Genomic DNA, 14,251 nt, shown 5'->3' on the forward strand with positions numbered 1-14,251 from the left:
GGGCTCTCCCTGGGGCAAGTACGGAAACGTACAGGACGAGTGCAGGATAGTGATCAGAGTTTACGTTTATGAACGACGGCTACACCACCCTTGACTCGCAAGGGTCGTGATCCTTAACTTGTCCACGCATGTGAATACCGTGCACGCACGCGGCCGATCGCTCAAGGAGCCCCGAGGATGCCCGCACCCCGCACCGTTCTGCTCACCGGAGCCGCCGGCGGCCTCGGCACCCTGATGCGGGACCTGCTTCCGGCGTACGGCTACGAGCTGCGGCTGCTCGATCTGCGCCCCGTCGAGGGCGAGCCGGACGCGATCGTCGCCGATCTCGCCGACAAGGAGGCGGTGCGCGAGGCCGTCCGGGGCGTCGACGCGATCATCCATCTCGCGGGCATCTCCCTGGAAGCCCCGTTCGAGAAGATCCTCCGCGCGAACATCGAGGGCACCTACCACCTGTACGAGGCCGCCCGCGAGGAGGGCGTGGAGCGCATCGTCTTCGCCTCCTCCAACCACGCCGTCGGCTTCACGCCCCGCCCCCAGGGCGACGATCCCCTCATCCCGATCGACACCCCGCGCCGCCCGGACACCTTCTACGGCCTGTCCAAGTCCTTCGGTGAGGATCTCGCGCAGTTCTACTGGGACAAGTACGGCCTGGAGACGGTGTCCGTCCGTATCGGCTCCTGCTTCCCCGAGCCGACCAGCGTCCGCATGCTCTCGCTGTGGATGAGCCCGGCCGACGGCGCCCGCCTCTTCCACGCGGCCCTGACCGCCGAGAACGTCGAGCACACCGTCGTCTACGGCTCCTCCGCGAACACCCGCCTGTGGTGGGACCTCGGCACCGCACGCGCCCTCGGCTACGAGCCGCAGGACGACTCCGAGCCGTACGCCGAAAAGCTCATCGCCGAGCAGGGCGACCTCGAACCGGACAACATCGCGCACGCCCATCTGGGCGGCCACTTCGTCAGCGACCCGCCGATCTGGCCGTACTGACGTCACCGACTCCGCCACGCGGCGGAAAACGATCGTTCGCGGCGGCGGGCGGGCACCGAACGGGCCCGCCCGCCGCCGTATTCGGGCACGTCCTCTGCCCGATCCCACGCCGGACCCGATGACGGCGCAGGTCCGCCGCGGGCACACGCCGAGTCGAACGGTCATGAACGGGCAGTATCGAGCCCGCAACAAGCCTGGTCAGCCCCCCGCACCCCCGGTAGAACTTGCTGCACGGACCCCACCGGGCCCGAACGGGCAGGCAAGGACTCGGGCAAGCAAGGACGTAAGGCAGGTGTCGGCGATGACGGCGAATACTGCGAGAACCGCCGAAGAGCGCCAACGGGAGATCGTGCGGGTCGCCCGGGCCAGCGGTTCGGTCGACGTCACCGCGCTGGCCACCGAGCTGGGCGTGGCCAAGGAGACCGTACGGCGGGATCTGCGCGTCCTGGAGGACCACGGGCTGCTCCGCCGTACCCATGGCGGCGCCTACCCCGTGGAGAGCGCCGCCTTCGAGACGACGCTCGCCTTCCGCGCCACCAGCCATGTCCCCGAAAAACGCCGGATCGCGGCCGCCGCGGCCGAGCAGCTCGGGGACGCCGAGACCGTCTTCGTCGACGAGGGCTTCACCCCGCAGCTCATCGCCGAGGCACTGCCCCGGGACCGGCCGCTCACCGTGGTCACCGCGTCCCTGCCGGTGGCCGGCGCGCTGGCCGAGGCGGAGAACGTCTCGGTGCTGCTGCTCGGCGGCCGGGTGCGGTCCGGCACCCTCGCGACCGTCGACCACTGGACCACGAAGATGCTGGCCGGTTTCGTCATCGACCTGGCGTACATCGGAGCCAACGGCATCTCCCGCGAACACGGTCTGACCACCCCCGACCCCGCGGTGAGCGAGGTCAAGGCGCAGGCCATCCGAGCCTCGCGGCGCACCGTCTTCGCGGGCGCGCACAACAAGTTCGGAGCGGTCAGCTTCTGCCGGTTCGCCGATGTCGGCGCGCTGGAGTCGATCGTCACGAGCACGCTGCTTCCGGCCGCCGAGGCCCACCGCTACTCGCTGCTGGGACCACAGGTCATCCGCGTCTGAAAAGCCAACTCACTCCTCCATAGGGCACTTTCATGCCCGCCGACACCCCTTATCTCCCTATACATACCTGCACATCCCCGTACATCCCCGTACATCCCCTTTCAATGTCCAGGAGCGATCCATGCGAACCCAGAGCCGACGACGGCCACCGCGAGCCATGCTCGCCACGGCCGCCGCAGGGACGCTGCTCGCCCCACTGCTCTCCGGCTGCTGGGTCGGAGCGGGCGGGGCAGGCTCCGGGGGCGACGCCATCAACGTCCTGATGGTCAACAACCCCCAGATGACCGAGCTGCAGAAGCTCACGCCACGGTTCACCGAAGAGACCGGCATCAAGGTCAACTTCACCGTCCTGCCCGAGAACGACGTCCGCGACAAGATCAGCCAGGACTTCGCCAACCAGGCCGGCCAGTACGACGTGGCCACCCTCTCCAACTACGAGATACCGATCTACGCCCGCAACGGCTGGCTGAAGGAGATGAACTCCTACGTCGCCAAGGACCCGGCGTACGACGAGCAGGACGTCCTGGGGCCGATGCGTCAGTCCCTCACCGGCGACGACGACAAGCTCTACGGCCAGCCCTTCTACGGCGAGTCGTCCTTCCTGATGTACCGCAAGGACGTGTTCGCCAAGGAGGGCCTGACGATGCCCGCGCACCCCACCTGGCAGCAGGTGGCGGACCTCGCGGCGAAGACGGACGGCGCCGAGCCCGGCATGAAGGGCATCTGTCTGCGCGGCCTGCCCGGCTGGGGCGAGGTGATGGCCCCGCTCACCACCGTCGTGAACACTTTCGGTGGCACCTGGTTCGACAAGGACTGGAAGGCCCGGCTGGACTCCCCCGAGTGGGAGAAGGCGACGAAGTTCTATGTCGACCTGGTCCGTGAGCACGGTGAGTCGGGAGCGGCCCAGTCCGGCTTCGCCGAGTGCCTGAACAACATGACGCAGGGCAAGGTCGCCATGTGGTACGACGCCACCTCCGCGGCCGGTTCCCTGGAGTCGGCGAACTCCCCCGTCAAGGGCAAGGTCGGCTACGCACCGGCGCCCGTCGAGAAGACGGAGTCCTCCGGCTGGCTCTACACCTGGGCCTGGGGCATCCAGCAGGCGTCCCGCAACCCCGACAACGCCTGGAAGTTCGTGTCCTGGGCGTCCAGCAAGCAGTACGAGCAGCTGGTCGGCGACGAGATCGGCTGGTCCAACGTCCCGGCCGGCAAACGTGCCTCCACCTACGCCGACCCGGCCTACCGCAAGGAGGCGGCGGCCTTCCAGGAGATGACGAAGGAGGCCATCGAGGGCGCCCGCCCGAACGACCCCGGCGTCCAGCCGCGCCCCGCGCCCGGCATCCAGTTCGTCGGCATCCCCGAGTTCACCGACCTCGGCACCAAGGTCTCCCAGGAGATCAGCGCGGCCATCGCCGGACGCCAGTCCGTCGAGTCGGCCCTGAGGAAGTCACAGCAGCTCGCCGAGAAGATCTCCGAGGAGTACGAGGGGCGATGACAGCGACGACAACGGCCCCCGTGGCCACGACTCCCGTACGCACCACCCGTCCGCCCTCCGCCCGGCTGCGCGCCTGGGCGACCCGGGCCCCCTTGCTGCCCGCCCTGATCTTCATGATCGTGGTGACCCAGCTGCCCTTCGTGGCGACGCTGGTGATCTCGTTCTTCGACTGGAACTCCCTCTACCCCGACGCCCGCCACTTCACCGGCATCGACAACTACAAGGAAGTCCTCACCGACGCCGACCTGCGCCACTCGGTGTGGACGACCGTGCTGCTGACGGTGGCGGTGGTCCTGGCCAGCCTGGTGCTCGGCCTAATCCTGGCACTGCTCCTGGACCGGAAGTTCAAGGGCCGCGGAGTGGTCCGCACCCTGCTGATCGCCCCGTTCCTGGTGGTGCCCGTAGCCGCGGCCCTGCTCTGGAAACATGTGCTCTACAACCCTGAATACGGCCTGTTCAATGGGTTGTTGCACTATGTGGGCGGCCCACAGCCCGACTGGATCTCCCACACCCCGCTGCTCGCGGTCGAGGCCTCCCTCGTCTGGCAGTGGACGCCGTTCATGATGCTGATCCTGCTGGCCGGCCTCCAGAGCCGCGACAACGAGCAGATCGAGGCGGCGAGAGTCGACGGCGCCGGCGACTGGCAGATCTTCCGCCATCTGACACTCCCCCACCTGCGCCGCTACCTCGAACTCGGCGCACTCCTCGGCTCGATCTACATCGTCCAGAACTTCGACGCGGTCTTCACCATCACGTCCGGCGGCCTGGGCACCGCCAACCTCCCCTACACCGTCTACCAGAGCTTCTACCAGGCCCACGAGAACGGGCTCGCCTCGGCCGCGGGCGTCCTGGTGGTCATCGGCTCGATCATCATCGCGACCTTCGCGCTGCGCGTGGTGTCGTCCCTGTTCCGCGAGGAGGTGTCGCGCGCATGAGTGCAGTGGCCGTACGACTTCGCAGCCGCCGCAAGGGAGTCGGCCTGGGCCTGGTGGCCTGGCTGCTCGGGATCATGTTCTTCCTGCCGATCGCGTGGATGGCCCTGACGTCCTTCCACTCCGAGGAGGACGCGGCGACCAACCCGCCGTCCTTCGCCGCGTCGCTGACGCTGGACGGCTACCGCGAGTTCTTCGGCGCGGGCGGCGGGGCGAGTCCCTGGCCGGCGCTGATCAACTCGACGGTGGCGTCGGTCGCGTCGACGCTCTTCGTCCTGGTCCTCGCCCTCCCGGCGGCGTACGCGCTGTCGATCCGCCCGGTGAGGAAATGGACGAACGTCCTGTTCTTCTTCCTGTCGACGAAGATGCTGCCCGCGGTGGCGGGCCTGTTGCCGCTCTACCTGTTCGCGAAGAACACAGACATGCTCGACAACATATGGCTGCTGGTCATCCTCTACACCTCCATGAATCTGCCGATCGCGGTGTGGATGATGCAGTCCTTCCTCGCCGAGATACCCGTCGCGGTGATCGAGGCGGCGACAGTGGACGGCGCGAGGCTGCCCACGATCCTGACCCGCGTGGTGGCCCCCATCGCGCTCCCCGGGATCGCCGCAACAGCCCTCATCTGCTTCATCTTCAGCTGGAACGAGCTGCTGTTCGCCCGCGTACTGACCGGCGTGGTGGCGGAGACCGCCCCCGTCTTCCTGACCGGCTTCATCACCAGCCAGGGCCTGTTCCTGGCGAAGGTGTGCGCCGCGTCGCTCGTCATCTCCCTGCCGGTGCTCGCCGCGGGGTTCGCCGCCCAGGACAAGCTGGTCCAGGGCCTGTCGTTGGGAGCCGTGAAATGAAGGCCGCCGTCATCGAGTCCGTGGGCAAGGCAGTCGTCGCCGAGGTCCCCGACCCGACGCCCGGCCCGCGGGAGGTGGTGGTCGAGGTAGCGGCCTGCGGCCTGTGCGGAACCGATCTCCACATCCTCCAGGGCGAGTTCGCACCCAAGCTGCCGATCGTGCCCGGTCACGAGTTCGCGGGCGAGGTGGTCGGGGTCGGCACCCAGGTCACGGAAGTGTCGGTGGGCGACCGGGTCGCGGTGGACCCGTCGTTGTACTGCTACGAGTGCCGGTACTGCCGTACCGGCCACAACAACCTCTGCGAACGCTGGGCGGCGATCGGCGTGACGACGGCGGGGGGCGCGGCGCGCTACGCGGTGGCGCCGGTCGCCAACTGCGTGAAGCTGCCGGAACATGTGCGCACACAGGACGCGGCACTGGTGGAGCCCCTGTCCTGCGCCGTCCGTGGCTACGACGTCCTGCAGTCCCGCCTGGGCGCCCACGTCCTGATCTACGGCTCCGGCACGATGGGCCTGATGATGCTGGAGCTGGCCAAGCGGACGGGCGCGGCGAGCGTGGACGTGGTGGACGTGAACCCGGCCCGGCTGGAGACGGCACGGCGCCTCGGCGTCTCGGCGTCCGCCGCGAACCCGGACGAGCTGGACCGCCCCCAGGGCTGGGACCTCGTGGTGGACGCCACGGGCAACGCGACGGCGATCCAGGACGGCCTGGACCGGGTGGCCAAGGCGGGCACGTTCCTGCAGTTCGGGGTGGCGGACTACGCGACACGGGTGACGATCGACCCGTACCGCATCTACAACCAGGAGATCACCATCACGGGCTCGATGGCGGTCCTGCACAGCTTCGAACGCGCGGCGGAACTGTTCGCGAGCGGCGTCCTGGACCCGGACATCTTCATCAGCGACCGCATCCCGCTGGAGCGGTACCCGGAGGCACTGGAGCAGTTCGCGTCCGGTGTCGGCCGCAAGATCGTGGTGGTGCCGTAGCGTTCCTCGCCCCCGCCGCCCCTACCCTCCCCCAGGTAAATCCAGCCCCTCCGGCGTTTGAGGAGCGGGGGTCCAGGGGGCAGAGCCCCCTGGACGGGGTCGAAGGGGCGGAGCCCCTTCAGGATGGGACGGGTAGGGGCGGCGGGGGCGAAACCCAAGGCCCGCCGAATGGCCCCGGGTAAGGGAACGGTAAAGCGCCCCCACTCGTTCACCCGGCATGACAGCTATGACCCCCGGCTCGAACATCCCTCTCTCCGCCGCGCGCGTGACGGTGGACGTCGCCGCCCCGGTGCGGCTCGACGTATCGGGCCTGCTGCTCACCGCCGACGGCAAGGTGCGCTCCGACGACGACTTCATCTTCTACAACCAGCCGACAGGGCCCGGCGTGACGTACCGCTCGGGCGGCGGCACCGCCCCCGACGCGATCATCGTCGACACCGCGGCCGTCCCGCCCGGCATCGAGAAGATCGTCGTCACCGCCAGCCCGGACGCCGTCGGCCAGACCTTCCAGGGCATCGAACCGACGGCCACCATCCGCAACGCGGACGACAACAGCGTCCTGGCCACCTTCACGCCCCCACAGCTCGGCGCCGAGACGGCGCTGGTGATCGTCGAGGTGTACCTCCGCAACGGCGCCTGGAAGGCCCGCGCGGTCGGCCAGGGCTACGCCAACGGCCTGGCCGGCATCGCCACCGACTTCGGCGTCACGGTCGAGGAACCGGCCCCGGCTCCGGCCGCCCCCGTGGCCCCGCCGCAGCCCGCCATGCAGCCTCCGGTCGCCCCGCCGGCCCCGCCGATGTCCACTCCCCCGGCGCCCCAGGCCCCCGCCGCGCCCCCGGCCCCGCCCGCACCTCCCGCGCCCGGCGCCGGCAAGATCAACCTCGACAAGGGCCGCGTCAGCCTCCAGAAGAACCAGACCGTCTCCCTCGTCAAGGGCGGCCGCCCCCTGCTGTCCCAGGTCAAGATGGGCCTCGGCTGGGAGCCGGCGTACCGCGGCAAGGACATCGACCTGGACGCCTCGGTCATCGCGTACGGCCCGCAGCGCAACCACATCGACAGCTGCTACTTCGGCAAGCTCCAGATCGTGCAGGGCGCGATCCGCCACTCCGGCGACAACCTCACGGGCGAGGGCGGAGGCGACGACGAGGTCATCACCGTCGACCTCGGCCGCCTCCCGCAGGAGGTCACCGGACTCGTCTTCACGGTCAACTCCTTCTCCGGACAGAAGTTCACCGAGGTCGCCAAGGCCTACTGCCGGCTGATCGACGCCGCATCCGGCGAGGAACTCGTCCGCTTCGACCTCACCAACGCCGAGGCGCAAACGGGCGTGATGATGGCGAAGTTGATCAAGCAGTTCTCCGGCGAGTGGGAGATGACGGCCATGGGCGAGTTCGTGAAGTCCCGCACGGTGAGGGGGATGGTGAAGCCGGCGGCGCAGGCGCTGTAGGAGGCCATCAGCCGGTCTCGGCGGGGCTCAGCCGGGCGGATCCGGGCGTGCCGACGCCCTGGACCCGCCCGGCCGGCCATCGCCGTCCGTAACAAGTCCGAAAGCTCCTCGTCGGACGGAAGACGCACAGTAGCCTTGCGCCCGGGCTGTGAACGGGGGGCGGGCACATGGCCGTTGGCGACGGAGCGAACTCGTGCTTCATCAGTTACGCGCGGGACGACCAGGTCTGGGCCGAGTGGGCGGCCTGGCAACTCAAGGACGCCGGCTACGAGGTGTGGCTGGACACCTGGTCACTCGCGCCGGGCGCTGACTGGCAGGACACGATCCTGACCTGGGTCCGCGCATCCGGTCACATGCTGGTGCTCGTCTCGAAGTCGTACGCGCTCAGTCGGTACGCCCGGGCGGAACTTGATGCCGCCGTCGCCGCGGGCAAGCGGCTGATCCCCGTTCTGCTGTCCGACGGCCCCTTCCCGGACGGACTCGACATCCTCCGTGAGCGGCAGCCCCTACGCCTCAGCGGCCTGAATGACCAGGCCGCCCGTGACGCTCTGCTGCGCGCAGTCGCTCCCGAGCACTCACCGTCCGGCGGCCGGCTGCGCCGCCTCGGTGCGACCAGCCCCCGGCTGCCCGGCAGTCGGCCCCGGGTGTGGAACGTGCCCGAGCGCAACGGTTGGTTCGTGGGCCGGGTCGACCTGCTGAAGCAGCTGCGGGCCGCGCTGACCGAGCAGTGCCGGGTGGTCCTCGTCGGAGACCCAGGGATGGGCAAGACCCAGCTGGCCGTCGAGTACGCACATCGCTTCGCAGGCGAGTACGAACTCGTGTGGTGGATCGGGCCGGGGCGCGGCTCCGTGCCCTCCCAGCTCGCCGACCTCGCGGTGCGGCTCGGTGCCGCCTCGCCCGACTCGGCTCCCGGAGAAGCGGTCAGCGCCCTCGCCGACGAACTGCGGACCCGCAACCGGTGGCTGCTGGTGTTCGACGACGTCCTGGGCGCCGGCCAACTGCCCGAGGAGCTGATGCGGGACACCGGACACGGCCAGTTCCTCGCCGTCTCCCGTGACCGGGACCGGGCCGACTTGTGGGAACACGTCACTGTGGGTCCGCTCGCCTCCCCCGAGTCCTACGCACTGCTCCGCACCATGGTGCCCACGCTGAGCGATCAAGAGGCCAAGGCGGTAGCGGCCGACGTGGGGAACAGTCCGCTGGCCGTCGGAATGGTGGCCGGCTCCCTCACCTCCGGGACCCCCATCGGGATCGTCCTGCGGGGCCTGTCATCACCGGAGCATTCGGAGAACCACCCACAGGGGCTCCAGCACGCCGTACGCATCAGCCTGGAGCGGCTGACGGAGCAGGACTCGAGGGCGGTCGCGCTCCTGGCGGCCTGCTCGCTGCTGGCACCGCAGCCTTTCCGGCTCCGTGACTGCGTGCGCGTACCGGACTGGACCCCCGAGGATCTGGCCGAGTTGCTGCGGGATCCGGAGGCGAGGGAGTCGGTGCTGCGGGCCGTGAACCGGTCCGGGCTCGCCCAGGGCGGCGACGGCATCCTCCGTATCCATCCGGCCACGCAATCCGCGCTGCGCGACCTGCTGTCCCCCGACGGCCGCCCGGCCGCCGCTCTCGGAGCCCAGGCGCTGTTGGTGGCGGCCCTGCCTTCCCTGCACGCCGGCTCGGAGGCGTGGGCACCGCTGATGCCGCACCTGCTGGGGGTGGCAGCCCAGGAGCTGACCAGGCGCGAGGGTCTGGCGGCCGCGGGCCTGGGGTGCGCCCGTCTGCTGCGGGACGGCGAAGCGTCGGCCAGCGTGCCGCGGCTGACGGAACTCCGCGAGTTCTCACAGCTCACGCACGGCCCGGACGATCCCACCACGATGACGATCACGTCCTATCTGGTCGATGCGCTGCAGGCAACAGGAGCGCCGGAACAAGCCCTTCCGCTCGCCGGAACGCTGCTGAACTGGGCCCACGGCACCTTCGGCGACGGGGACGCGATGACGCTCGGCGCCGCCGCGCAACTCGCGACGCTGCTCTCCGCCGCGGGAGACCCGGCGGCGGCCGTGGCCCTCGGCATGACGACTCGGGCTCGGCTGCACGAGATGCTGGAGCCGGACCACCCCCTCGCGCTCAGCCTCTCCACTCACCTGCTGGAGCCGATGCGGGCGTTGGGCATGGGGGCGGAGGCCCGGCTGCTCGGCGAGGACACCTTGTCGCGGCAGCGGCGCGTGCTCGGTCCGGAACACCCGGAAACCCTCCGTACCGCCGCCCGGCTGGCCGCCCTGCTCGTCGACCTCGGCGATCTGGAGTCGGCACGGTCCCTCAACGACCACATCTTCCGCGAACTCCACCTGACCCTCGGCCCCAGCGACGCGGCCACTTTGCGGGCTGCCGGCCCGTTGGCCGCGCTGCTGATCCGCCTGGGTCGCCACGAGGAAGCCCAACGGCTCCTCCATGCCACGTACGACCACCAGTCCGAGACGCTGGGCTCGGATCACCTCGACACCCTGCGGACCTCCTGGCTGCTGGCCGGTGCCCATCTCTGCGCCCACGACGTCGACGCCGCGCTGGACTGGGCCGGCCGTACGCACGAGAAGCAGCTGCGCACTCTGGGAGCCAACCATTCCGGCACCCGGGACAGCGCGGCGCTCATGGCCCTGTGTCTCCACGCGGCCGGTCGGACGGACGAAGCACGGGCGGTGCTGCGCGGAAACCGCTTCGCCGACCCGCCCCCCGCCGACGACCTGCTCCTCGCAGACGCGGAGCAGGCCGTCGTCCAGCTCCTCGACAACTGGTCCCGCACGATCGGTGACGACCCCGAGCCGGGCATCCGCGCCACCAGGCCGTCGCAACCGTCGGAGTCCCGGTCCGCCCGTCCTGCGGCGTCCCGTCCGGGCCGGGAGCGCGTGCTGGTCAGCCATGTCGAGGCGGACCGCGTCTGGGCCGACTGGGTCACCTACGAGCTGGAACAACTCGGCTACGAGGTGGTGGCGGAGGCCGAGGACAGCCATCTCGTGCGGCCGTTGTCCGGGGAGTCCGACATCGTGCTCGTCATGCTGTCCCCCAGCTATCTGGCGTCGATGACCGCCACCGCCTGGGCCTCCGAGGAGTGGACCGAGCTGATGCGCGATGACGCCCTCGGCCGGCGGCGCCTCGTGCCGATCTTCGTCCATCCCGTCGAGACCGAGCAGCTCCCGCCCGTGCTCCGGGCGCGGATCGCTCCGGCCCTGTACGACCTCGACCCCGATGCCGCCCGCGACCTGCTGCGGTTCACCCTCGACGAGCCGACCCGCCCTGTCCATGTCCCCGACTTCCCGGGAACGACCGGGTCGGACGAGGACGGCGAGGCGCTCCTGACCCGACGCCTCGTCAACGCGTTGCAGCGCTCGGCCGCCGTACAGAGCCGGGGCGGCTTCCACGCCCTGGTCGCCCATCTCGACGTACCCGTCCGCGACGAGTTGTCGGCGCGTACCCAGCTGTTCGAGGTCGTCCGCAGGCTGAAGGCCCGCCCGGGCGGTCTGGCGCTGCTCGTGAACGCCCTCGAGGAGATCGAAGGAGAGAGTCTCGCGGTGGCGGAGGCCCGCCACATCGTCGGGCAGATCGAGCACGGCGCGGCGCCCCGATGACCGCCCCCGTCCCGCCGGGCGCGGTCGTCGAGGACCCGCCACCCGTCCCGCACTGGTTCTTCACCGGCTACTCGGACGTCAGGGGCAACTTCCCCCTGGTCGAACGTTTCCACAACGACGTCCAGGCGCGAGTCAAGTTGATGCTCGGCAACGCGGTCCCCGGCGACGCTTTCGTGGACTTCAAGGACATCGTCCCGGGCGAACGCTGGGAGGAACGGGTCGTGGAGCGCGGTGTGTGCACGGCCAGGGCCATGCTGGCCCTGTACTCGCCCAGCTACTTCCAGAGCCACTGGTGCGCCCATGAGTGGGCGGTGTTCAACGCCCGGCTCGGGCCCTACCGGACAGATGACACCCGCTGCCTCGTCGGGGTGCTGTGGCAGAGAGGCGGGCGGAAGTGGCCGGCCGCCGTCACCGCGCGCCAGTACGTGCGACTCGACGATCCCACGACCGACTACGAGAAACGCGGCCTCTACTACATAGTTCCGCGCGGAGACGAGCCGGCGCGGGACGAGTACGAGAAACTCGTCACCAAAGTGGCCGACCTCCTGGTCGGCGCGCACGCCGCCGCCCTCGAACCCCTCAGAGCCGAGGGCGTCGACGGGTTGCGCCCGCTCTTCGGGGCCGAGTCGGACCTGCCCGTCGACTGCGTACTCGCCTACGCCGACCGGAGCACGGATCGCCGCTGGGGCGAGTGGGCGTACAGCCAGCTCTCGGAGAGACGCGAGGTCGACGTCCTCCCTCCGGAGTGCTTCGACCGCTCACCTGGCCGACTCCTCAGATCGTCGTTGAGCCGCGCGCAGCGCGTGGTCGTGCTGCTGTCCCGGGGCAGCCTCACCGAACGTTGTCTGCACCGAGAGGTTCTGGAGGAGCTCTACGCGGATCCGACGCTCACCCCTGATCTGCCACGGCTCATCCCGATGTTCATCGAGCCTGTCCCTGAGGAGGAACTCCCGACTGCTCTCGCCCCCGACGGCGGCATCATGCTGTACGGCATCCCCGACTGGCATTCCAAGCGGGAGATCCTCCTCAAGGCCGTCGCCGCTGCCGTTCGCACACCTGCCACCGCCCACCGGACCGCACCCGCTTACCCGGAGGGCTCCGTCACCAAGTTCGAACGTGCCCTGACCGACAAGCTCTCCCTGGCGTCGCCTCTGATGGACGAGAGCATGCGGCGCGACTGGTTCGAGGCGACCGGACTCGACGCCGCCGCAGAACCCGACTCCCGATACCCCCTGCGCACTTGGCTCATGTCGGTCCTGGCACTCGCCAGGAAGCAGCCCGACGGCTATCGGCGCCTCGCCCTCGCCCTGCAGGCCGTCGCCCCCGAGAGCCCGGAGAGCACCGAGGTACGTAAGCTCGTCGACGGCCACGAGTCCGGTTCGGAGTCATGAGGGGGACGGGAGGGCGCCGGGACGCCCCAGTCACCCCGGTCACATCTTCGTCGCCCCCGCCGCCAGATCCCGAAGGAAATGCCGCGCCCCGCGGGCGGCGAGGCCGGTGCGCACCTTGGAGTCGATGTCGCCGTCGGGGATCTGCGAGCCCTGCACCTTCAGCCCAGGCATCCCGGGGACGCCGCGCCTGGCGGTGGCGAGCAGCTTGTCGCTCAGCGCGCCCTTCCCGTACCGGAGGCTGAGGTGGTCGGTGCCCGCGGAGGCCGAACCCGTCGGCGGCTCCGCACCCGACAGCCCCAGCAGGGTGGCACCAGGCGGTGTGCTGAGGCGTCACCGCCCATGCACTGAGGCGTTCGCGGCACGCCGGCGCCTCAGGCCGAAGCCCTCACCACCAGCTCGGGGACCACCCACGCCTCGGTGCCCCGCAGTGGTTCCTCACCGGCACGCAGCCGGGCCACCTGCTCCACGGCCAGCCGTCCCAGCCGCCGTTTGTCGATGCGCAGGGTGGTCAGGGCGGGCTCGATGAGCTCGCCCAGCGACAGTCCGTCGAAGCCCAGGACGGCCAGGTCGTCCGGCACTCGCCGGCCGCGGCGCCGGGCGGCACGCATGGCGCCGACCGCCATCAGGTCGTTGAACCCGAACACGGCACTGATGTCGGGCCGGGCGTCCAGCAGTTGCTCCATCCCGATTTCACCCCCGGCCACGCTGTGCTCGGGACACAGCGCGATCCAGCTGTCGTCGACCGGCAGACCGTGCCGCCGAGCCTGTTCCAGGAAGGCCTGTCTGCGGGGACCGGGCCCGTGCACACCGTCGAGCATGCCGATCCTGCGGTGACCGGCACCCACCAGATGTGCCATGCCCTGTTCGAGACCGGCGGCGGCGTCGATGCCCACGGCCGCGAAACGGGTCTGCTGCGGGCCACGCTCCAGCAGCACCAGCGGTACGCCGCCGAGGTGCCGGGCGAGCACGTCGTCCGGGCTCTTGAAGTAGCCCACGACCGCGTCCGCCTGATGGGACAGCACATCGAGCGCCTCCCGCTCCCGGGCCTCGTCGTTACGGGAGTCCCAGACGACGACCTGCCAGCCGCGCTGCTCGGCCGCCTCCAGGACGCCTGCGGCCACCTCGGGGAAGAAGGGGTTCATCAGGTCCGGGATCACCAGACCCGCCGTCACGGTCCCCTTCTGCACCAGGCCGCGCGCGAACCGGCTGGGCCGGTAGTCCAGCAGCCGCGCCGCCTCCAGCACGCGCTGCTTCGTGGCGGGATCGATCTCGCCCTTGTCGTTGACCGCGCGGGAGACCGTCTGGCGGGACACTCCGGCCAGTCGTGCGACGTCGTGGATCGTGGCCCGGCGGCTGGCGCCGTCAGGCCGCTCGACACTCGGCTCCCACTGCTGATCGTCCGCCCGCACGCTGTGCACTGTATCCGGCCAGGCGCGGACCACGGCAGGGCCCGGTCCCGCGAGGACGGCCCGAGCT

At 70.1% G+C, this 14,251-nt stretch carries 11 protein-coding genes; 9 read left to right on the forward strand and 2 right to left on the reverse strand.

The genetic code is table 11. The features are described from left to right. Window positions 1-177 precede the first annotated feature (177 nt). The 9 genes from ACTMVF_RS38325 to ACTMVF_RS38365 all read left to right on the forward strand — a co-directional run bounded on the left by ACTMVF_RS38325 (window position 178) and on the right by ACTMVF_RS38365 (window position 12,775). Window positions 178-987 (forward strand): NAD-dependent epimerase/dehydratase family protein, encoded by an 810-nt coding sequence (locus tag ACTMVF_RS38325; RefSeq protein WP_441275702.1) that lies wholly within the window; start codon window positions 178-180, stop codon window positions 985-987. A gap of 301 nt (window positions 988-1,288) precedes the next feature. Further along, entirely contained in the window at window positions 1,289-2,068 is a 780-nt protein-coding gene (locus ACTMVF_RS38330) for a DeoR/GlpR family DNA-binding transcription regulator (protein ID WP_441275703.1), read from the forward strand. 121 nt (window positions 2,069-2,189) lie between these two features. Further along, window positions 2,190-3,560, forward strand: a complete 1,371-nt coding sequence (locus ACTMVF_RS38335; RefSeq protein WP_441275704.1) for an ABC transporter substrate-binding protein — start codon at window positions 2,190-2,192, stop codon at window positions 3,558-3,560. Then, window positions 3,557-4,495 (forward strand): carbohydrate ABC transporter permease, encoded by a 939-nt coding sequence (locus tag ACTMVF_RS38340; protein ID WP_441275705.1) that lies wholly within the window; start codon window positions 3,557-3,559, stop codon window positions 4,493-4,495. Before ACTMVF_RS38335 ends, ACTMVF_RS38340 begins: the two co-directional genes overlap by 4 nt. Beyond that, entirely contained in the window at window positions 4,492-5,340 is an 849-nt protein-coding gene (locus tag ACTMVF_RS38345) for a carbohydrate ABC transporter permease (protein ID WP_441275706.1), read from the forward strand. Before ACTMVF_RS38340 ends, ACTMVF_RS38345 begins: the two co-directional genes overlap by 4 nt. After that, entirely contained in the window at window positions 5,337-6,326 is a 990-nt protein-coding gene (locus tag ACTMVF_RS38350) for a zinc-dependent alcohol dehydrogenase family protein (RefSeq protein ID WP_441275707.1), read from the forward strand. The genes ACTMVF_RS38345 and ACTMVF_RS38350 overlap by 4 nt, the downstream gene beginning before the upstream one ends. Before the next feature lie 226 nt (window positions 6,327-6,552). After that, window positions 6,553-7,773, forward strand: a complete 1,221-nt coding sequence (locus ACTMVF_RS38355; RefSeq protein WP_441275750.1) for a TerD family protein — start codon at window positions 6,553-6,555, stop codon at window positions 7,771-7,773. Window positions 7,774-7,940: 167 nt separating this feature from the next. Further along, window positions 7,941-11,384, forward strand: coding sequence for a TIR domain-containing protein (locus ACTMVF_RS38360; protein ID WP_441275708.1), 3,444 nt, complete (start codon window positions 7,941-7,943; stop codon window positions 11,382-11,384). After that, window positions 11,381-12,775, forward strand: coding sequence for a TIR domain-containing protein (locus ACTMVF_RS38365; protein WP_441275709.1), 1,395 nt, complete (start codon window positions 11,381-11,383; stop codon window positions 12,773-12,775). Before ACTMVF_RS38360 ends, ACTMVF_RS38365 begins: the two co-directional genes overlap by 4 nt. Before the next feature lie 39 nt (window positions 12,776-12,814). Here the strand turns inward: ACTMVF_RS38365 and ACTMVF_RS38370 are convergent, their stop codons facing one another. Together ACTMVF_RS38370 and ACTMVF_RS38375 are read right to left on the reverse strand one after the other, a co-directional pair. Continuing rightward, on the reverse strand, window positions 12,815-12,946 hold the full coding sequence (locus tag ACTMVF_RS38370; protein WP_441275710.1) for a hypothetical protein: 132 nt from the start codon (window positions 12,944-12,946) through the stop codon (window positions 12,815-12,817). A 200-nt stretch (window positions 12,947-13,146) separates the two neighbouring features. Then, window positions 13,147-14,184: a LacI family DNA-binding transcriptional regulator gene (locus ACTMVF_RS38375; RefSeq protein ID WP_441275711.1), complete on the reverse strand. Its 1,038-nt coding sequence runs from the start codon at window positions 14,182-14,184 to the stop codon at window positions 13,147-13,149. Window positions 14,185-14,251 lie beyond the last annotated feature (67 nt).

The organism is Streptomyces sp. SD31 (assembly GCF_052068475.1).
Classification (GTDB): Bacteria; Actinomycetota; Actinomycetes; order Streptomycetales; family Streptomycetaceae; genus Streptomyces.